The 19,764-nt window shown below is 71.4% G+C and carries 14 protein-coding genes; 9 read left to right on the forward strand and 5 right to left on the reverse strand.

What is annotated here, in order from left to right; all coding sequences use genetic code 11:
• Nucleotides 1–53: 53 nt before the first annotated feature.
• The 5 genes from ACQP1P_RS32010 to ACQP1P_RS32030 all read left to right on the forward strand — a co-directional run bounded on the left by ACQP1P_RS32010 (nt 54) and on the right by ACQP1P_RS32030 (nt 7,579).
• Nucleotides 54–659 (forward strand): LuxR C-terminal-related transcriptional regulator, encoded by a 606-nt coding sequence (locus tag ACQP1P_RS32010; RefSeq protein ID WP_433090188.1) that lies wholly within the window; start codon nt 54–56, stop codon nt 657–659.
• Nucleotides 660–749: 90 nt separating this feature from the next.
• Entirely contained in the window at nt 750–1,529 is a 780-nt protein-coding gene (locus tag ACQP1P_RS32015; protein WP_433076495.1) for an ABC transporter ATP-binding protein, read from the forward strand.
• Between the two features lie 4 nt (nt 1,530–1,533).
• Entirely contained in the window at nt 1,534–4,089 is a 2,556-nt protein-coding gene (locus tag ACQP1P_RS32020) for an ABC transporter permease (protein ID WP_433076497.1), read from the forward strand.
• A 176-nt stretch (nt 4,090–4,265) separates the two neighbouring features.
• Nucleotides 4,266–5,021 carry an ABC transporter ATP-binding protein gene (locus ACQP1P_RS32025; protein WP_433076499.1) on the forward strand — a complete coding sequence of 252 codons (756 nt, stop codon included), beginning with the start codon at nt 4,266–4,268 and terminating at the stop codon, nt 5,019–5,021.
• 5 nt (nt 5,022–5,026) lie between these two features.
• Nucleotides 5,027–7,579, forward strand: coding sequence for an ABC transporter permease (locus ACQP1P_RS32030; protein ID WP_433076501.1), 2,553 nt, complete (start codon nt 5,027–5,029; stop codon nt 7,577–7,579).
• 54 nt (nt 7,580–7,633) lie between these two features.
• Here ACQP1P_RS32030 and ACQP1P_RS32035 read toward each other — a convergent pair whose 3' ends face one another.
• Complete coding sequence (locus tag ACQP1P_RS32035) at nt 7,634–8,272, reverse strand: HAD family hydrolase (protein ID WP_433090190.1); 639 nt, start codon at nt 8,270–8,272, stop codon at nt 7,634–7,636.
• Nucleotides 8,273–8,541: 269 nt separating this feature from the next.
• Complete coding sequence (locus ACQP1P_RS32040; RefSeq protein WP_433076503.1) at nt 8,542–9,501, reverse strand: ketopantoate reductase family protein; 960 nt, start codon at nt 9,499–9,501, stop codon at nt 8,542–8,544.
• Nucleotides 9,502–9,666: 165 nt separating this feature from the next.
• Here ACQP1P_RS32040 and ACQP1P_RS32045 point away from each other — a divergent pair, with 165 nt between their 5' ends.
• Entirely contained in the window at nt 9,667–10,053 is a 387-nt protein-coding gene (locus ACQP1P_RS32045; protein WP_433076505.1) for a hypothetical protein, read from the forward strand.
• Nucleotides 10,054–10,448: 395 nt separating this feature from the next.
• Here ACQP1P_RS32045 and ACQP1P_RS32050 read toward each other — a convergent pair whose 3' ends face one another.
• Both ACQP1P_RS32050 and ACQP1P_RS32055 read right to left on the reverse strand, forming a co-directional pair.
• Complete coding sequence (locus ACQP1P_RS32050) at nt 10,449–11,387, reverse strand: M56 family metallopeptidase (RefSeq protein ID WP_433076507.1); 939 nt, start codon at nt 11,385–11,387, stop codon at nt 10,449–10,451.
• Entirely contained in the window at nt 11,384–11,755 is a 372-nt protein-coding gene (locus ACQP1P_RS32055) for a BlaI/MecI/CopY family transcriptional regulator (RefSeq protein ID WP_350625681.1), read from the reverse strand. The genes ACQP1P_RS32050 and ACQP1P_RS32055 overlap by 4 nt, the downstream gene beginning before the upstream one ends.
• Nucleotides 11,756–11,887: 132 nt before the next feature.
• Here ACQP1P_RS32055 and ACQP1P_RS32060 point away from each other — a divergent pair, with 132 nt between their 5' ends.
• Complete coding sequence (locus ACQP1P_RS32060) at nt 11,888–13,102, forward strand: pyridoxal phosphate-dependent aminotransferase (protein ID WP_433076509.1); 1,215 nt, start codon at nt 11,888–11,890, stop codon at nt 13,100–13,102.
• 285 nt (nt 13,103–13,387) lie between these two features.
• On the opposite strand, the gene ACQP1P_RS32065 is transcribed toward ACQP1P_RS32060, so the two are convergent.
• Nucleotides 13,388–14,269, reverse strand: a complete 882-nt coding sequence (locus ACQP1P_RS32065) for a PAC2 family protein (RefSeq protein WP_433076511.1) — start codon at nt 14,267–14,269, stop codon at nt 13,388–13,390.
• 147 nt (nt 14,270–14,416) lie between these two features.
• Here ACQP1P_RS32065 and ACQP1P_RS32070 point away from each other — a divergent pair, with 147 nt between their 5' ends.
• A complete protein-coding gene (locus ACQP1P_RS32070; RefSeq protein ID WP_433076513.1) occupies nt 14,417–16,048 on the forward strand; it encodes a hypothetical protein in 1,632 nt (543 codons plus the stop codon).
• A 10-nt stretch (nt 16,049–16,058) separates the two neighbouring features.
• A complete protein-coding gene (gene metH / locus ACQP1P_RS32075) occupies nt 16,059–19,571 on the forward strand; it encodes a methionine synthase (RefSeq protein WP_433076515.1) in 3,513 nt (1,170 codons plus the stop codon).
• Nucleotides 19,572–19,764 lie beyond the last annotated feature (193 nt).

Here is a 19,764-nt window from a genome sequence, read left to right on the forward strand (position 1 = left end):
CGATTCGGCTGTTGCTGGCCGATGATCAGCCGCTGCTGCGGACCGGGTTCCGGATGGTGCTGGGCGGGGAGCCCGACCTCGACATCGTGGCCGAGGCCGGGGACGGGGTCGAGGCCGTCGAGCTGGCCCGGCGGCTGCTGCCCGACGTGGTGCTCATGGACATCCGGATGCCGCGCATGGACGGGGTCGCGGCCACCCGGGCCATCGTCGATGCCAAGCTGCCGGTCCGGGTGCTGATCCTCACGACCTTCGACCTCGACGAATACGTCGTCGGGGCGCTGCGGGCCGGGGCCAGCGGGTTCCTGGCCAAGGACGTTCCCGCCGACGACCTGGTCATCGCCATCCGCACCGTGGCCGCCGGCGAGGCCGTCGTCGCTCCCCGGATCCTCAAGCGGCTGCTGGACAAGTTCGCCGACGCGCTGCCCGACCCGTCCGCCGAGCCGCCGCACGACCTGCGGGTGCTCACCGATCGGGAGCGCGAGGTGCTCGTCCAGCTGGCCCGGGGTCTGTCCAACGCGGAGATCGCGCGGGCACTGTCCGTGAGCGAGACGACCGTCAAGACGCACGTCGGGCACGTGCTCACGAAGCTCGGCCTCCGCGATCGGGTGCAGGCCGTCGTCCTCGCGTACGAGACCGGACTGGTCCGGCCCGGGTCCTGAGGTCGTCCTCGGGGACGAGGGAAGCGGGCCGGCGCGGCCCTAGCGTGAGGTGGTCAGGACAGGGGCACCACCTCACCAGGAGGACTGAGCGTGACCACGAACGTCACGACCGGCAACGGCATCGCCGCTCGCGCGGTCGACGTGTGGAAGGTGTACGGCAGCGGCGAGGCTCAGGTCATCGCGCTGCACGGGGTGAGCGTCGAGCTCGAGCGCGGGCACTTCACCGCGATCATGGGGCCGTCGGGCTCGGGCAAGTCGACGCTGATGCACACGCTCGCGGGGCTGGACTCGGTCACGCGCGGGGACATCCTCATCGGCGACACCCGCCTCACCGGGATGTCGGACAAGGCGCTCACCGACCTGCGCCGGACCAAGGTCGGGTTCATCTTCCAGCAGTTCAACCTGCTGCCGACGCTGACCGCCGAGGAGAACATCCTCCTGCCGCTGTCGATCGCCGGGCGCAAGCCGGACAGCGCGTGGTACGACACCGTCATCAGGACGGTCGGGCTCTCCGACCGCCTCGGGCACCGGCCCAGCCAGCTCTCCGGCGGCCAGCAGCAGCGGGTCGCGTGCGCCCGGGCCCTGGTCTCGCGGCCCGAGGTCATCTTCGCCGACGAGCCCACCGGCAACCTCGACTCGCGCTCGGGCGCCGAGGTGCTGGCGTTCCTGCGTAACTCGGTGCGCGAGTACGGCCAGACGATCGTCATGGTGACCCACGACCCGAACGCGGCCTCCTACGCCGACCGGGTCATCTTCCTCGCCGACGGCCGGATCGTCGACGAGCTGCGCGAACCCACCGCCGAGGCGGTCCTGGACAAGCTCAAGGGCCTCGACACCGCGCCGGGCCGCCTGGCCGACGAGGTGGTTTGACGCCATGCTGAAGGCGACCCTCAAGAGCCTGCTGGCGCGCAAGCTACGGCTGACGCTGTCGACCCTCGCGGTCGTGCTGTCGGTCATGTTCGTGTCCGGCTCGCTGGTGCTGACCGACACGCTCGGGCGCACCTTCGACAACCTCTTCGCCAACATCTACACGTACACCGACGTGCAGGTCTCGGCGAAGGCCGCGGTCCAGCAGCAGGGCGGCGGCGGCAGCGACCCGAGCACCCCGTTCCCCGCCTCGACCGTCGACCGGGTCGCGGCCATGCCCGGCGTGGCCAAGGCCACCGGCGGCGTGTTCCTCAACGGCGCGACCCCGATCGGCAAGAACGGCAAGGTCGTGGTCAACCAGACCGGCCAGCAGTTCGGCGGCAGCTGGAACGGCGAGGACGACCTGGTGCACCTCTACCAGGGCCGCGCCCCGTCGGCCGACAACGAGATCGTCATCAACAACGGGCTGGCCGTCACGGCGAAGATCAAGCTCGGCGACTCGATGGACGTCATCACCCGCGACCAGCACCGGGCCACCTACACCGTCGTGGGGCTGATGCGCTACGCCGGCGGGCGGGACTCGATGGCCGGCGAGAGCGCGGTCTTCTTCACCACCGCGAAGGCCCAGGAGTCGATGCTCGGCGCGGCCGGGCAGTTCAACGCCATCGACGTCAAGGCCGCGCCCGGGGTCAGCGACGAGCAGCTGCGCGACACCGTCAAGGCCGGCCTCGGCGACCAGTTCGTGGTGCAGACCGGCAAGGAGCTCTCCGAGGAGAGCAGCAAGGGCATCAAGGACATCCTGCGGTACTTCAACTACGTCCTGCTCGGCTTCGGCGCCGTGGCGCTGCTCGTGGGCGTGTTCCTGATCCTCAACACGTTCTCGATCATCGTCGCCCAGCGCACCCAGGAGCTCGCGCTGCTGCGGGCGATGGGCGCGGCCCGGGGCCAGATCCTGCGCTCGGTGCTGCTGGAGGCCGTCATCATCGGCGTGATCGGCTCGCTCCTGGGCTTCCTGGTCGGCCTCGGCCTCGGGGCCGGCGGCGCCCGGCTGTTCGTCGGGCTCGCCGACGGGGCCCAGGTCGCCAGCCTCGGCTTCCCGATCTCGGCGATCGTCGCCTCGTTCGTGATCGGCATCGGCGTGACCATCGTCGCGGCCCTGATGCCGGCGCTGAAGGCGGCCCGGATCGCCCCGATCGCGGCGATGCGCGAGTCGGCCACCCCCGACCGCCCGCTGACCAGGCTCACCGTCTCCGGCGCGATCATCACCGCGCTGTCGGCGGGGGCGCTGATCTGGGGCCTGACCGGCGCCGGCGGCGGCACCCTGGCGCTGGTCTTCGGCGGGGTGCTCGGCGTGCTCATCGGCGTGGCGCTGCTGACCCCGATCATCTCCAGGCCGCTCGTCGCCGCGCTCGGCGCGGCCGTGTCCTGGTCGGTGCCGGGCAAGCTCGGGCGGCGCAACTCCTCGCGCAACCCGCGCCGCACCGCGATCACGGCCGGCGCGGTGATGATCGGCATCGCGATCGTGACGGCGATCAGCACCATCTTCACCTCGCTGTCCACGGCGCTCGGCGACACCATCGACAAGGACCTCGCCGCCGATGTCGTCGTGCTCGGCATGCAGACCAACGAGATCCCGCCGGTCCTCACCGACGAGCAGCTGCAGCGTATCGAGCGGCTGCCGGACGCGCGGACCGTCGCCGCGTTCACGCTCGACATGGTGGACGTCGACGGCGAGCGGCAGTACGCGGCCTCGTACCTCGACCCGGCCGCGGCCGGCACCGTGCTCAAGATCAAGGCGGACGAGGGGCGCGTCGACCGCCTCGACGCCGGCGAGTTCATGGTGGACCGCAAAACGGCGGACGCGCGCAAGCTCAAGCTCGGCTCGACGGTCGAGATGACGTTCACGAAGGGCCAGCGCAAGACGATGACGCTCGTCGGCATCACCGCCCCGTCGAACGTCGCCGCCGGCTTCGTGGTCGACTACGCCGACGCGAAGGCCGGCTTCGCCTTCCCGCAGGCGTGGCAGGCGTTCATCTCGGTGCGCGACGGCGCGTCCGTCGCCGCGGTCAAGGACGCCGTCAACACCGTGGTCGAGGACAACCCGCAGGTGCAGGCGTACACCAAGGACGAGTACATCAGCAACAACCAGCAGGGCTTCGACTTCGCCCTGGTCATCGTGCAGGTGCTGCTGTTCATCGCCCTGGCCATCTCGGTGCTCGGCGTCATCAACACGCTGCTGCTGTCGGTCATCGAGCGCACCCGGGAGCTGGGCCTGCTGCGGGCCGTCGGACTGCGGCGCGCACAGACCTGGCAGATGGTGACGACCGAGTCGATCGTCATCACCGTCTTCGGCACGGTGCTGGGCCTGGCCGTCGGGGCGGCCCTGGGGGCGGCGATCGTCACGGCCCTCAAGGACGTGCTCGGGTTCGGAGCGGTCACCCTGCCGTGGGGGCTCATGGTGGTGTACTGCATCGCCTCGATCGTCGTCGGCGGCATCGCCGGGCTCATCCCGTCGATCCGGGCCGTGCGCCTGAACGTCCTGGGTGCGATCGCGTACGAGTAGATCCTGCTCCGGCCGCGTGTCTGAGCAAGCTGTGCGGTCCCGGGTCAGGGTCAACCCCGACCCGGGATCCGGGCTGCTCCCCCACTCGAATATCCGTGGCGGCGTCTACCCGCAGGCGGACGCATTCCCCTCCGGCCGCCGAGACGATATGGGCACACCATTCACCAGGGGGAATCATGACTGCATCGGTTGCGACGCGCACCGAGGTGGCCGCGCGGGCGGTCGACGTCTGGAAGGTCTACGGCTCGGGCGAGGCTCAGGTCAACGCCCTCGCCGGCGTGTCGGTCGAGCTGGAGAAGGGCCGGTTCACCGCGATCATGGGCCCGTCGGGCTCGGGCAAGTCGACGCTGATGCACTGCCTCGCCGGCCTCGACGCCGTGACACGGGGGCAGGTGTACGTCGGCGACACGAAGATCACCGACCTGTCCGACCGCGGGCTCACGAACCTGCGCCGCAACAAGGTCGGCTTCATCTTCCAGCAGTTCAACCTGCTGCCGACCCTGACCGCCGAGGAGAACATCCTGCTGCCGCTGTCGATCGGCGGGCGCAAGGCCGATCCGGCCTGGTACAACACCGTCATCGACACGGTCGGCCTGCGCGACCGGCTCTCGCACCGCCCGAGCCAGCTCTCCGGCGGCCAGCAGCAGCGCGTCGCGTGCGCCCGGGCCCTGGTCTCGCGGCCCGAGGTCATCTTCGCCGACGAGCCCACCGGCAACCTCGACTCGCGCTCGGGCGCCGAGGTGCTGGCCTTCCTGCGCAACTCGGTCCGCGACTTCGGCCAGACGATCGTCATGGTCACGCACGACCCGGTCGCGGCCTCCTACGCCGACCGCGTCGTCTTCCTCGCCGACGGCCACATCGTCGACGAGCTGCACGCGCCGACCGCCGACGCCGTCCTCGACCGGCTCAAGCGCCTGGACAAGGTGGCCTGACCCTCATGCTGAAGGCCACCATCAAGAGCCTGCTGTCGCGCAAGCTACGGCTGGTGCTCTCCGGGCTCGCGGTCGTGCTCGGGGTCATGTTCGTGTCGGGCGCGTTCGTGCTCACCGACACCCTCGGCCGCTCGTTCGACAACCTCTTCGCCTCGGTGTACTCCGGCACCGACGTGCAGGTGAGCAAGAAGGCGACGCTGGCCGGCGGCGGCTTCGACGGGCCCGAGCAGGCCGCCACCGGGATGCCGGCCGACCTCGTAAACACGATCAGGTCGGTGCCGGGCGTCGCCGGGGTGACCCCGCAGGCCGCCGCCGACGGGGCCCGGGTGATCGGCAGGAACGGCAAGGTCGTCACCACGTTCGGCCCGCCCCGCCTGGGCGAGAACTGGACCGGCGAGTCGGACCTGCTCAAGCTGCGGCAGGGGCGGGCACCGAGCGCCGACGACGAGATCGTCGTCAACGCGGAGCTGGCCAAGGCCGCCGGGATCAAGGTCGGCGACGACGTCGGCGTGCTCACCCTGCAGCCGAAGAAGACCTTCAAGCTCGTGGGCATCTTCGGGTACAGCGGCGAGCGTGACTCCATCGGCGGCTCGCTCGAGGTCATGTTCACCACGCCGGTCGCCCAGGAGCTGATGCTGGGCCAGAAGGGGGTGTTCAGCAGCATCGACGTCAAGGCGGAGCCGGGCGTCACCCACGAGGCGCTGCGCGACCGGGTCGCCGCCGCGCTCGGCGACGGCTACCAGGTCAAGACCGGCAAGGAGCTGCAGGAGGCGACGACCAAGGACTTCAAGGCGGGCCTGGGCTTCTTCAACAACATCCTGATCGGCTTCGCCGGGGTGGCGCTGTTCGTCGGCACCTTCCTGATCCTCAACACCTTCTCGATCATCGTCGCGCAGCGCACCCGGGAGCTGGCCCTCATGCGGGCCCTCGGCGGCAGCCGCGCCCAGACGCTCGGCTCGGTGCTCACCGAGGCGGTCGCCATCGGGCTGCTCGCGTCCGTGCTCGGGCTGGCGGCCGGCATCGGCGTCGGGGTCCTGCTGGCCTGGCTCTTCGGCAACCTCACCGGCGTCGCGCTGGCCTCGGTGGGCGTGCCGGCCGCCGCGGTCATCAGCGCCTTCGTGGTCGGACTGGTCGTGACGGTGGTGGCGGCGGTACTGCCGGCCCTGCGCGCCAGCCGCATCCCGCCGATCGCCGCCCTGCAGGAGGTGGCCACGCCCGACCGGCCACTGACGAAGCTCACGGTCAGCGGCGCGCTCGTCGGCGCCGCCGGCGGCACGCTGCTCGGGCTCGGCCTGGCCGGCAAGGGCAGCGGCAACACGCCGCTGTGGCTGATCCTCAGCGGCGTGCTCGTGACCTTCATCGGCGTCGCGCTGCTCACCCCGCTGCTGGCCCGCCCGGTCGTCGGGCTGCTCGGCCGGCTGTTCTCGTGGTCGGTGCCGGGCAAGCTGGGCCGGCTCAACTCGGGCCGCAACCCGCGCCGCACGGCGATCACCGCGGCCGCGCTCATGGTCGGGCTCGCGCTCATCACCGGCGTGAACGTCATCCTCGCCTCGGCCAAGTCGAGCCTGAACCAGCAGGCGCAGAAGGACGTCACCGTCGACCTCATCATCTCCGGCGACGGCGACCAGAACGGGCCGGCGACGTTCGACCCGGCCGTGATGGACTCGGCCGCCCGGATCCCCGGGGTGTCGAGCGCGGCGGCGGAGTACTGGGAGTACGGGCAGGTCGGCGACGACCGCGCCAGCATCTCGGCGGTGCCGGACGTGGTCGCGTGGGCGGGCATGTTCAAGCTCGCCGCGCAGCAGGGCACGCTCGCGTTCACCGGCAAGAACCAGGCGATCCTCGACCCGGACACGGCGAAGCGCCGCGGGCTGGCGGTCGGGCAGAGCGTGGACATGCGCTTCACCCGCGGCGAGGTGCACCACGTGACGATCGTCGGCATCTACGCCAAGAGCAACGTGGCCGGCGGGATCATCGTGTCGCCGGACGTCATCACGGACTTCCGGGTGCAGCAGCCGTCGTGGGGATACCTGAAGGTCGCGCCGGGTACCGCCGTCGCCGACGTCCAGCGGCAGGTCGACACGCTGCTCAAGGACAACCCGGAGGTGTCGGTGGCCAACCGCGCCGAGTACGTGGCGGCGCAGTCGGCCCAGTTCGACCAGCTGCTCACGATGATCCAGGTGCTGCTGGCGCTGGCGATCCTCATCGCGGTGCTCGGCATCGTCAACACCCTGGCGCTGTCGGTGCTGGAGCGGACCCGCGAGCTGGGCCTGCTGCGGGCGATCGGCATGCGGCGGGCGCAGACGATGCGGATGGTCACCGTCGAGGCCGTCGTGATCTCGGTCTTCGGCGCGCTGCTCGGCCTGGGCGTGGGCGTCGGGCTCGGTTCGGCGGTGGTGCGGGCGCTCAAGAACGAGGGCTTCACGCAGATGGCGTTCCCGTGGACGCAGATGGGGACGTATCTGGTGCTGGCCGCGCTGATCGGTGTCGTGGCCGCGGTGCTGCCCTCGATCCGGGCGGCCCGGGTCAACGTCCTGCAGGCGATCGCGCACGACTGAACTTGCTCATCGGGGGTGGACGCCCGCGGCCTGCGGGCCGCGGGCGTCTTGCCGTCAGGCGACGAGCTTGCGCAGATAGTCGACGTCGACGTCCTGCAGCGAGCCGATGAGCGTCACGCCCTCGGGGTCGAGCTCCACCTCGCACGGTACGGCCAGCACGGCACACCCGGCCGCCCGCGCGCTCTTGATCCCGTTCGGCGAGTCCTCGACCGCGACGCAGTTGCCGGCCTCGGCCCCGACCAGCGCGGCGGCGGTCAGGTAGGGCATCGGGTGCGGCTTGGTCTCGTCCACCTCGTCCCCGGCCACGACGGCGTCGAAGTGCTCGGCCCCGATCGTGAGCAGGGCGACATCGACGAGATGCCGGTGGGTGGCCGTGACCAGGGCCAGCGGTACGCCGGCCGCCTTGAGCGCGCCGAGCAGCTCCTTCGCGCCCGGCCGCCACGGCACTCCCAGCCGCAGCAGCTCCTTCACCCGCTCCTCGAGCCAGACGACGGACTCGTCCATGGCCTCGCGGGTGGCGGGCAGGCCGAGGTCGTCGTGGAGGATGCGCATGGACTCGGCCATGTTCGTGCCGACCATGTCGCGCCGGGCCTGGGCGGACAGGGGGCGGCCGTGGTGGGCGGCCAGCTCCGTGAGGCCCACCTCCCAGATCTTCTCGCTGTCCACGAGGGTTCCGTCCATGTCGAAGAGCACCGCCTGCATCGCCACGGTTTCGGATCCTGCCTCGGGCGGGGTTCGAGTCGGGTGATCGGCGGCTGTTCCGTGCGCAAACTCACGGGGACGGGGGCGATAAGTCGGGCGCTCCGCGCCGCGACTTATCGGATTTATGTCGCGCTGGGCGACTAATTCGACATGCGGCGTGTGTCGGATTTCAGCCGCCCCGGGGCGACACCGCTCGGTGTGCCCGGTCAGGACTTCCGCTGTCGGCCGACGCGGGGCCGAGACCGGGTCGGTGCGCCCGGTCAGGACGTCCGCATGGCGGCCAGGAGCTGTGCGGGGGTCAGGGAGCCGGGGGCCTTGCCGGTGCGCGCCGCGTCCACCACCAGGCGGCGGGCCGTTTCGTTGGCCGGGGCCGCGACGCCGTGGAGGCGGCCCAGCAGGACGATCTCGCCGTTGAGGTAGTCGGCCTCGACCGTGCCCGTGCGCCGGGCCAGGCTCTGCCACGTCGAGCCGCCGCCGCGCATGCTGCCCGCCACCGGGACCAGCTGGAGGATGTCGCCGCGCCGGGCCTTGTCCTCCTCCAGGGTGGCGAAGTCGATGCCCGCGGCCTTCAGGACCGTCTCGCCCTCGGCGCGCAGGATCGCGGCGGGTTCGTCGGCGCCCTCGACCTGGCCGCACAGGGCCTCGACGGCGTTGCCCAGGTTCATCAGCAGTTTCGTGTACTTCTGGCGCATGATGTCCGGCCGCGGCTGGGACACGAAGCCGGCCTTCGTGAGGTGGGTGGCGATCTCCCGGCTGGTGTCGTCGACGCCGCCCGGGAAGCGGCCGATGTCGAGGATGCCCGGGACCGGGGCGCACTGGGCCACGACCACGCCGGGCTCGAGGTGGGCCGACGGGAGCATGACGCAGATGGCGTACACGTCGGGGAACAGGCGCAGGGCGGCGCGCTCGTTGGCCACGCCGTTCTGCAGGCACACGACGGGCACGTCGCGCGGGAGCTGCTCCAGCACCGCCTGGGTGTCGTTGCCCTTCACCGCCAGGACCGCCACGTCGCCGGGTTGCCAGTCGACCTCGGCCGGGGTGGCGTGGGCCGGCAGGTGGTGCCTGGAGTCGCCGGCGGCCTCGCGCAGCAGCAGGCCGTCGCGGCGGATGGCGTCCAGGTGGGGGCCGCGGGCGACCAGCGCCACGGCCGCGCCCGAGCCGGCCAGCCGGCCCGCGACCACGCCGCCGACCGCACCCGCCCCGATGATCACGAATCGCACGCCCCCGACGGTACCCACTGAACCGGCCGTAGCCACGTACGACCGTCGTTCGTAGTGGTCAGCCCGGCTGGCACGAATGGGGGACTCGGTCTACGAGATTGGCTAGTAGTGTTCCTCGCATCTGATCCACCCCCCTTCAGCTAGAGCACCGAGAGGAATACGACGATGAGCGAGTACGGCGACTTCTCCATGGGCCAGGAGTCCAGCGAGCTGGAGCAGCTGCACCAGGCCTCCGGCGGCGAGCAGGACTTCCAGTCGCAGTTCGGGGTGTTCGAGGCCGACCACTCGGCGGCCGAGTCGACCGACTTCGAGACCGGCCGGCACGTCGAGTTCGAGGGCGCGGACGGCAGCCGCTACGAGTCGACCGACTTCACGAACTACTCGCACGACACCGAGGAGTCGGACCACGTCTTCGCCGCCGAGGGCAGCGAGTCGATGCACAGCGCCCAGTTCTCCGAGTTCGACGCGCTGCGCGCGCAGCTCGGCAGCAGCTTCGCGCAGGGCACGCAGATCAGCACCGGCGGCGACGGGTTCTCGATCGCCGGAAACTGACGACCGTCGCGCCGCGCGGGCGCCGTGCCGCATCAGCCCCGGCCGGCGCCCGCGCGGCGTTGCCCGGCAGACACGACCGGCGCGGCAAACGCGGCGAGGAACCGGCTCAGCCTCAGCCGGCGTTGCCCGGCAGACACGACCGACGGGGCGAACGCGGCGAGGAACCGGCTCAGCCCCGGCAGACACGACCGGCGCGGCAAACGCGACGAGGAATCGACGGCCGCCGCGCCGCGTTCGTGCGACCGTCACGCCCGGCCGTGTCGGCCCTGACCCGCGTTCGTGCGGCGTCGCGCGGCGGGCAGGAGTCGTGCCGGTTTGTCCGTGCCACCGCGGAGGCCGGGATTCCTGGCGGGAGCGACGGTCCGCAGGTGACGCGGGCCCGAGCCATGAGCTTTTTACAACGCCAGGAGCGTGCGCTCGAGGATCGCCAGCACCGGCGGGGCGGTCAGGGTCGCACCACAGAGCGTGACGATGGCGGCGCGCGAGAGCGGGCGCAGGGGGCGGGGCGGGTCCAGGAGGCGGTGCATCCGCTCCAGGGCGTCGCCGCCGTGCAGGGGCAGGCCGGGCGCCGGCCCCGCCGAGCCGGCCATCGCGGCCAGGGCCCGGGCCAGGTCCACGCGCCGGGCGGTGCGCGCCGCGGTGTCGTCCGCGCACAGCTCGACGAGGCGGTCCACCTGCCGTGCGCCGAGGCGGAAGCAGGGCGCCCACGGGAACGCCTGGGCCAGCATCCGCATCCAGCGGGTCGCCTCGAAGTGGCGGCCCTCGTGGTGGCCGCGCTCGTGGGCGAGCACGGCCGACAGCTCCGGCGCGGCCAGGCGGTCCACGGCGGCCGACGTGATGACGATGTCGGCGGCGCGGCCGGGCAGCCGCGGGCCGGGCACCAGGTACGCGGCCGGCTCGGGGTGCGTCACCACGGTCGCGCCCGGCACCCGCTCGCCGGTCCCCGCGGCCCGCACGAGCAGCCGCAGCCGGCTGCGCAGCGTGCGATGGGTGGCGTACAGCCGCCCGGCGCTGAGCGCCAGCCGCAACGCAAGCGCCAGCAGCACCACGAGCCCCGCGAAGGCGATGGCCCGCGCACGATGGTGGTCGTGGCGGCCCAGCAGCGCGTCGAGGCACATGTGCCAGGCCCCGGCGGCGAAGTCGTGCGCGCAGTCCCAGTAGAGCAGCAGCGTCAGCGCGGCCAGCAGGGCCGAGGCCAGGATCGCGGCGCTCAGCACCAGCCAGGCCGCGACGCCCAGCCGCGGCGAGCGGGTCACCCACGCGGCCGCGGCCAGCCGCGGGGCGCCGAGCGCGGCCAGCGCCAGCGCGAACCCGACCAGCAGCAGCGGGCTCATCGCCCGGCGATCTTGCGCTCGTAGGTGCTCAGCGCCGCGCGCAGGGCCGCGGCCTCGTCGAGGGTCATCCGGCCGACGAAGTGCGTGAGGGCCTCGAGGCGGTCGCCGCTGTCGACGAGGACCTCGTGCATGGTCTGGGCCACGTACTGGTCGCGGGTCAGGGCCGGGCTGTACCGGTAGGCGCGGCCGTCGGGCTCGCGGGTCAGCCAGCCCTTGCGGAAGAGGGTGTCGAGCACCGTCATCACCGTCGTGTACGCGAGCTCGCGGTGCCAGGTCAGCTCCGTCATCGCCTCCCGGACGGTGGTCGGCCGCTCACGCTGCCACAGCAGTTCCATGAGCGCCGCTTCCAAGTCCCCGAACCCCTGCACCGCAGCCCCTCCCCTGGCCCGCCCAACTATGGCGAATCGTACCCACGGGCCGCCCGTGCGGGAGTCGGCCGCGGGGCCACATCCTGGGAAGTGGCTACCGTCGCGGTTGCCGGCGAGTCGTAGGGTGCCTGCATGCAGGTGACTCAGTCCGCGAAGCTGGCCAACGTCTGTTACGACATCCGCGGGCCGGTCATGGCCGCCGCCAAGCGCATGGAGGCCGACGGCCACCACATCCTCAAGCTCAACATCGGCAACCCGGCGCCGTTCGGCTTCGAGGCGCCCGAGGAGATCCTGCAGGACGTGATCCTCAACCTGCCGGCCGCGCACGGCTACGGGGACTCCAAGGGGCTGCTGTCGGCCCGGCGGGCCGTGGTGCAGTACTACCAGCAGAAGGACGTCACCGGTGTCGACATCGAGGACGTGTACCTGGGCAACGGCGTCTCCGAGCTCATCGTCATGTCGCTGCAGGCGCTGCTCGACAACGGCGACGAGGTGCTCATCCCCTCCCCCGACTACCCGCTGTGGACGGCGTCGGTGTCGCTGTGCGGCGGGCGGCCCGTGCACTACGTGTGCGACGAGTCCAACGACTGGATGCCCGACGTCGAGGACATCGCGGCGAAGGTGACGCCGCGCACCAAGGCGATCGTGGTCATCAACCCGAACAACCCGACCGGCGCGGTCTACAACCGGCAGATGCTGGAGCGCATCGCCGAGGTCGCCCGGCGCCACGACCTGATCGTGTTCTCCGACGAGATCTACGACAAGATCCTCTTCGACGGCGCCGAGCACGTCTCGACCGCGGCCGTCGCGCCGGACCTGCTCACGATCACGTTCAACGGGCTGTCCAAGGCGTACCGGGTGGCCGGCTTCCGCACCGGCTGGATGGTCCTGGCCGGGCCGAAGGCGCACGCGACGAGCTACATCGAGGGCCTCGACATACTGGCCAACATGCGGCTGTGCCCGAACGTGCCGACCCAGCACGCGGTGCAGACGGCCCTGGGCGGCTACCAGTCGATCAACGACCTGGTGCTGCCCGGCGGGCGGCTGCTGGCGCAGCGCGACGTCGCCTGGAAGATGCTCAACGACATCCCGGGCGTGTCGTGCGTGAAGCCGCAGGGGGCGCTGTACATGTTCCCGCGCATCGACCCCGAGGTGCACCCGATCAAGGACGACCTGCGCTTCGCCCTGGACTTCCTGAAGGCGGAGAAGGTGCTGGTCGTGCAGGGTACCGGGTTCAACTGGCACCACCCGGACCACTTCCGCATCGTGACGCTGCCGCGGGTGGCCGATCTCGAGGACGCGGTGTCGCGGCTCGGGCGGTTCCTGAGCACGTACGTGCAGGACTGACGCGGCGAACCCGGGCGCTCCGGCGCCCGGGTTCTCACGTTCCGGACATGTCGCCCGGCGAGGGATAAATCCGAAATGTCGGCTGGTTCGGCCGCGAAGCGGCCGACATTTCGCACGGACCTGCCGGCCAGTTCAGCCCGCGAAGCGGCACCGGCCCGCCCGCGAGGGTGTACATGGTGCGGCCGGCATTTCGCACAGACCTGCCGGCCGGTTCGCGGCCGACACTTCGCATGGACGTGTCCGCCGGTTCGGCCGCCATTTCGCTCGGCAGCCTGCGGCAGCGGCCTACCAGGCCCCGGTCGCCGACGGGCCGGCCTGGCCGCCGCGGCGTCGCAGGTACTTCTCGAACTCCTGCGCGATCTCGTCGCCGGACAGCGGCTGCAGCCCAGCGTCGCCCGAGCGCTCCTCCAGCTCCCGCACGTATTCGGCGAGCTCCGCGTCCTGCTCCGCGGCCTGCTTGAGCCGCTCCTCCCACTCCGCGGACTCCTTGGCCAGGTCGCCGGTCGGCACCGGCAGGTCCAGGATCTCCTCGAGGCGGTGCAGCAGGGCCAGGGTCGCCTTCGGGCACGGCGGGTTGTTCGCGTAGTGCGGCACGTGCACCCAGAACGACACGGCCTCGAGGTCGGCGCGCACGCTCGCGTCGTGCAGGACGCCCACGATGCCGGTCGGGCCCTCGTAGCGGGTCGGGATCAGGCCGAGGCGCTCGATCGTCTCGGCCGAGGCGCCGGACGGGGCCGAGCCGCTCACCGGCAGGGGCCGCGTATACGGCACGTCGGCGAGCAGCGCCCCGAGCAGCACCACCCGGCTGACCTCGAGGGAGTGGCACACCTCGAGGACCTCCTCGCAGAAGGTCCGCCAGCGCATGCTCGGCTCGATGCCGCGGATCAGCACGATGTCGCGCTCGGCGTCGGGCGGGCTGGCCACCGAGAAGCGGGTGGTCGGCCACTCGATGCGCCGCGTCTCCCCCTCGGACATCACGACCGTCGGCCGGTTGACCTGGAAGTCGTAGAAGTCCTCGGGGTCGAGCGAGGCGATGGTCTCGGCACCCCACTCCTGCTCGAGATGCTCGACCACGGCGGTCGACGCATCGGCGGCGTCGTTCCACCCTTCGAACGCGGCAATCGCGACAGGGGAGCGCAGCACGGGCAGGCCGTCGAACTCGGTCACGGGTCCCAGCCTACGTGGATGCCCGCGCAATGGCTTGTTGGCCGCGCTGGGGAACCCAGATGAGAGTGGATACCCGCCGCGGCCGGGCCTGGGTGAGATGTCACGCCCAGTAGCAGGCGACTCAAGATCTCTCGGTAGCATCCGGGAATGCGAAACGCTCGCAGGTCCTGGCTGCTCGCCTTCTCGGCGTTCTTCCTCGTCTTCGGCGCCTGGTGCTTCGCCGCCCCCTTCGACGGGCCGGCCGACGAGGTTCAGCACACCATCCGGGCCGCCGGGGTCGCCTCCTTCGACCCGGGGCAGATCTTCGCCCGGCCGGCGACCGTCCCGGACGCGTTCGAGAAGCCCGGCATGGGGGCCTACCAGCGCGTACCGGTCGGCATGGACGCTCACGCCGTGTGCTTCGGCTTCAAGCCCAACGTGTCGGCGGCCTGCGCCGAGGGGCTGCGGGGCGGCCCGATCGGCGAGGTCAGCACGAGCGCCGGGCGGTACAACCCGCTCTACTACTTCGCCGTCGGGGTGCCGCTGCGGCTGTGGCCGAACTGGGGCGGCCTGGTCGTCGCCCGGCTGATCAGCGCGGCGATCTGCGCGGCCCTGCTGGCCTCGGCGTTCGTGTCGCTGCTGCGCTGGTCGCGGTTCGGGCTGGCGGCGGCGACGCTGCTCGGCGTGGCCACCCCGATGCTGGCCCACCTGGCCGGCGGCGTGAACCCGAACTCGGTCGAGATCGCGGCCGGCATCGCGTTCTTCGCCGCGGGCATACCGCTGCTGCTGGAGCCGCCCGACCTGGCGAACAAGCGATCGCTCGTCACGCTGCTGGGTATCAGCGCGGTGCTCCTGCTGACCCTGCGCTCGGCCGGCCCGGCCTGGTTCGCGTTCGCCTTCTTCGCGCTCGTGGTGCCGGTGCGGTGGAAGTGGCTGCGGGAGTACTGGGGGCTGCTGCGCGTCAAGCTGTGGACCGGCGGCGTGATCCTCGCCGCGGTGCTGTCCGCCGCGTGGATCGTCGGCATGAAGACCGGCGAGCTCGTCCCGCCCCCGCCCGGGCTGTACTCGTACAAGACCGGCGAGGCCATCGCGATCTACGCGAACAGCTGGTGGGTGTACATCGAGGGCATGATCGGCGTCGCGGGCTGGTTCGACGTGCTCATGTGGGCGCCGTTCTACGTGGTCTGGGCGCTGCTCGTGGGCGGGCTGGTCTTCCTCGGCGGGATCTTCGGGGACTGGACGACGCGGTGGCGCTACCTCGTCATCCTCCTCGGCGGCGTCGCGCTGCCCGGCATGCTCCAGGTGAGCCAGGCCAACATGACCGGATTCATCATCAACGGCCGGTACATGCTGCCCCTGCTGGCCGGCCTGCCCCTGCTGGCCGCGTGGACGCTCGAGCGGCGGCTGTTCGACGCCGGGCAGTCCCGCACCCTGACCCGCACGATGATCATCTTCCTGCTGCCGATCCACTTCGTGCTGCTCGTCTGGGCGATGGTGCGCTGGCAGCGCGGCCTGCCCAACAACGCCGGCGTCGGCTGGTTCAACCCCCTCGCCGGCAAGTGGCACCCGCCGACCGGCTCGATCACCCCGCTGCTGATCATGGGCGTGGCGCTCATCTTCCTCGCCGTGGTGTTCTGGCGCGTCCCCCACGAGGAGGCGCCGGCCGCCCAGCCGGCTCCGAAAAGCGATGCAGGCGGTGACCTCCTGACGACGGAGGTTCCCACCCAGCGGGAGATCGGTACCGATACGTGGCGGGAATCGCGTCTGCCCGGGGCGGATTCGACGCCGGGAGCCCGATAGCCTCTGGGGTATGCCGGATCTACTGAAGACCCTCGCTGAGCGCGTGCTCCTCGCCGACGGCGCGATGGGCACCATGCTCCAGGCGGCCGAGCTCACCCTCGACGACTTCGAGGGGCATGAAGGCTGCAACGAGGTGCTCAACGTGACCCGCCCCGACGTCGTGCGACAGGTCCATGAGGAGTACTTCGCGGCCGGGTCCGACGCCGTCGAAACCAACACGTTCGGGGCAAACCTGGCCAACCTCGGCGAATACGGCATCGAGTCGCGCATCCGCGAGCTGTCCCAGGCCGGTGCCCGCCTCGCCCGCGACGCCGCCGACGCCCACAGCACCCCCGAGCGGCCCCGCTTCGTGCTCGGCTCGATCGGCCCCGGCACCAAGCTGCCCACGCTCGGCCACGCCCCCTTCGCCGCCCTGCGCGACGCGTACTTCGACAACGCCGCCGGGCTCATCGAGGGCGGCGCCGACGCGCTGATCATCGAAACCTGCCAGGACCTGCTGCAGACGAAGGCGGCGATCATCGGCGCCCAGCGGGCTTTCGAGTCCACCGGGCTCACCGTGCCGATCATCTGTCACGTCACCGTCGAGACGACCGGCACCATGCTGCTCGGCTCGGAGATCGGCGCCGCACTCACCGCCCTCGAACCGCTCGGCATCGACCTCATCGGCCTCAACTGCGCCACCGGGCCCGCGGAGATGAGCGAGCATCTGCGGTACCTCGCCCAGCACGCCCGCATCCCCGTGTCGGTCATGCCGAACGCCGGCCTGCCCCAGCTGACCGCGAACGGCGCCTACTACCCGCTCACCCCGGACGAGCTCGCCGAGGCGCTGCAGCGCTTCGTGCTCGACTACGGCGCCGGGCTCGTCGGCGGCTGCTGCGGCACGACCCCCGCCCACATCAACGCCGTCGCGAACCGGCTCGGCGCCCAGCACCCCGTCACCCGCCGCCCGCAGATCGAGCCGGGCATCGCCAGCATCTACCACCACGTCCCGTTCCACCAGGACGCCAGCGTGCTCATGGTCGGCGAGCGGACCAACGCCAACGGCTCCAAGGCGTTCCGCGAGGCGATGCTCGCCGCCGACTACCAGACCTGCGTCGAGATCGCCCGCCAGCAGGCCCGCGACGGCTCCCACATGCTCGACCTCAACGTCGACTACGTCGGCCGCGACGGCGCCCAGGACATGCGCGAGCTCGCCGGCCGCTTCGCCACCGCCTCCACCCTGCCGATCATGCTCGACTCCACCGAGCCCGAGGTCATCGCGGCCGGCCTGGAGATGCTCGGCGGCCGCTGCATCGTCAACTCCGTCAACTTCGAGGACGGCGACGGCCCGGGCTCCCGCTACGCCCGGATGATGCCCCTGGTCAAGGAGCACGGCGCCGCCGTCGTCGCGCTCACCATCGACGAGGAGGGCCAGGCCCGCACCGCCGAGTGGAAGGTCCGCGTCGCCGCCCGGCTCATCGACGACCTCACCACCAAGTGGGGCATGCACGTCTCCGACATTCTCGTGGACTGCCTGACCTTCCCGATCACCACGGGCCAGGAGGAGGTCCGCCGCGACGGCATCGAGACGATCGAGGCGATCCGGGAGATCTCCCGGCTGTACCCCGGGATCAACTTCACCCTGGGCATCTCCAACGTCTCGTTCGGCATCAACCCGGCCGCGCGCCAGGTGCTCAACTCCGTCTTCCTGCACGAGTGCCAGGAGGCCGGCCTCACCAGCGCCATCGTGCACGCGTCGAAGATCCTGCCGATGAGCCGGATCCCCGACGAGCAGCGCGAGGTCGCCCTCGACCTCGTCTACGACCGCCGCCGCGAGGGCTACGACCCGCTGCAGCGCTTCATCGAGCTCTTCGAGGGCGTCGACGTCGCCTCGGCCAAGGCGTCCCGCGCCGAGGAGCTCGCCGCCCTGCCCCTGCAGGAGCGGCTCAAGCGGCGGATCATCGACGGCGAGCGCAACGGCCTCGAGGCCGACCTCGACGAGGCGCTCACCGGCCTGAGCGCGCTCGCCATCATCAACGACGTCCTCCTCGACGGCATGAAGACCGTCGGCGAGCTCTTCGGCTCCGGGCAGATGCAGCTGCCGTTCGTGCTGCAGTCCGCCGAGGTGATGAAGACCGCCGTCGCCTACCTCGAACCGCACATGGAGAAGTCCGACGACGACGCCGGCAAGGGCCGCATCGTGCTGGCCACCGTCAAGGGCGACGTGCACGACATCGGCAAGAACCTCGTCGACATCATCCTGTCCAACAACGGGTACGAGGTCGTCAACATCGGCATCAAGCAGCCGATCTCCGCGATCATCGAGGCCGCCGAGGAGAAGCAGGCCGACGCCATCGGCATGTCCGGCCTCCTCGTCAAGTCCACGGTGATCATGAAGGAGAACCTGGAGGAGATGAACGCCCGCGGCGTCGCCGAACGCTGGCCGGTGCTGCTCGGCGGGGCCGCCCTCACCCGCGCCTACGTCGAGGACGACCTGCGTGCCCTCTACCACGGCGACGTGCACTACGCCCGCGACGCCTTCGAGGGCCTCGCCCTCATGGACCGGGTCATGACCGCCAAGCGCGGCGGCGCGCCCGCCATCGACCCCGAGCGCGAGGCCGCCCTGGCCGCCCGCCGGGAGCGCCGCGCCCGCACCGTCGAGGTCCGCGAGGACCTGCCGGCGCTCGACGACGCCTCGGTGAAGTCCGACATCGACTACACCGCCCCGGTGCCGGTCGCCCCGTTCTTCGGCACCCGGGTCGTCAAGGGCATCCCCCTCGCCGACTACGCGGCCCTGCTCGACGAGCGGGCCACCTTCCTCGGCCAGTGGGGCCTGCGCGGCGCCCGCGGCGGCACCGGCCCCTCCTACGAGGAGCTGGTCGAGACCGAGGGCCGCCCCCGGCTGCGGTACTGGATGGACCGCCTCGCCTCCGACCGGGTCCTCGAGGCCGCGGTCGTCTACGGGTACTTCCCCTGCTACTCCGAGGGCAACGACCTCATCGTGCTCGACGAGAACGGCCACAGCGAGCGGGCCCGGTTCTCCTTCCCGCGCCAGCGCCGCGACCGCCGCCTGTGCATCGCCGACTTCTTCAAGCCCCGCGACGCCGGCGAGCTCGACGTCATCGGCATGCAGCTGGTCACCGTCGGCCAGCCGGTGTCGGACTACACCGCGAAGCTCTTCGCCGAGAACGCCTACCGCGACTACCTCGAGGTGCACGGCCTGTCGGTGCAGCTGACCGAGGCCCTGGCCGAGTACTGGCACAAGCGCGTGCGGGAGGAGCTCGTCCTGCCCGGCGGCCACCGGATGGCCGACGAGGACCCGAAGGACCTCGACGGGCTGCTGCGCACCGACTTCCGCGGCTGCCGGTACAGCTTCGGCTACCCGGCCTGCCCCGACCTGGAGGACCGCGCGAAAACGGTCGCCCTGCTGCGGCCGGACCGCATCGGGGTGTCGCTGTCGGAGGAGTTCCAGCTGGTGCCGGAGCAGGCCACCGACGCGATCATCGTGCACCACCCCGACGCGTCGTACTTCAACGCCAAGTAGCACCAGCCCTTGCCGAAGCCGACGCGCCCGGGGTCCACCGCGACCCCGGGCGCGTCGGCTGCTCGGGCTCGGGGACCGCCCGCGCCCGGTCCGCGGCGAAGTTTTCCGACAAGCCCTGCCGGGACAAGCCTGGGCGTTGTGCCGCGCGGCCCTCGATCGCCGTTGCCGCGAGTCAGTTCACTCGAACACGTTG

Source organism: Dactylosporangium sp. CA-052675, assembly GCF_050947935.1.
Lineage (GTDB): Bacteria > Actinomycetota > Actinomycetes > Mycobacteriales > Micromonosporaceae > Dactylosporangium.

What these genes read in the sequence shown, in the direction of transcription:
- ACQP1P_RS32010 (WP_433090188.1), top strand. Translation starts at nt 54, where the DNA reads ATGGTGCTGGGCGGGGAGCCCGACCTCGACATCGTGGCCGAGGCCGGG.
- ACQP1P_RS32020 (WP_433076497.1), top strand. Translation starts at nt 1,534, where the DNA reads ATGCTGAAGGCGACCCTCAAGAGCCTGCTGGCGCGCAAGCTACGGCTG.
- ACQP1P_RS32025 (WP_433076499.1), top strand. Translation starts at nt 4,266, where the DNA reads ATGACTGCATCGGTTGCGACGCGCACCGAGGTGGCCGCGCGGGCGGTC.
- ACQP1P_RS32030 (WP_433076501.1), top strand. Translation starts at nt 5,027, where the DNA reads ATGCTGAAGGCCACCATCAAGAGCCTGCTGTCGCGCAAGCTACGGCTG.
- ACQP1P_RS32045 (WP_433076505.1), top strand. Translation starts at nt 9,667, where the DNA reads ATGAGCGAGTACGGCGACTTCTCCATGGGCCAGGAGTCCAGCGAGCTG.
- ACQP1P_RS32050 (WP_433076507.1), bottom strand. Translation starts at nt 11,387, where the DNA reads ATGAGCCCGCTGCTGCTGGTCGGGTTCGCGCTGGCGCTGGCCGCGCTC.
- ACQP1P_RS32060 (WP_433076509.1), top strand. Translation starts at nt 11,888, where the DNA reads ATGCAGGTGACTCAGTCCGCGAAGCTGGCCAACGTCTGTTACGACATC.
- ACQP1P_RS32070 (WP_433076513.1), top strand. Translation starts at nt 14,417, where the DNA reads ATGCGAAACGCTCGCAGGTCCTGGCTGCTCGCCTTCTCGGCGTTCTTC.
- metH (WP_433076515.1), top strand. Translation starts at nt 16,059, where the DNA reads ATGCCGGATCTACTGAAGACCCTCGCTGAGCGCGTGCTCCTCGCCGAC.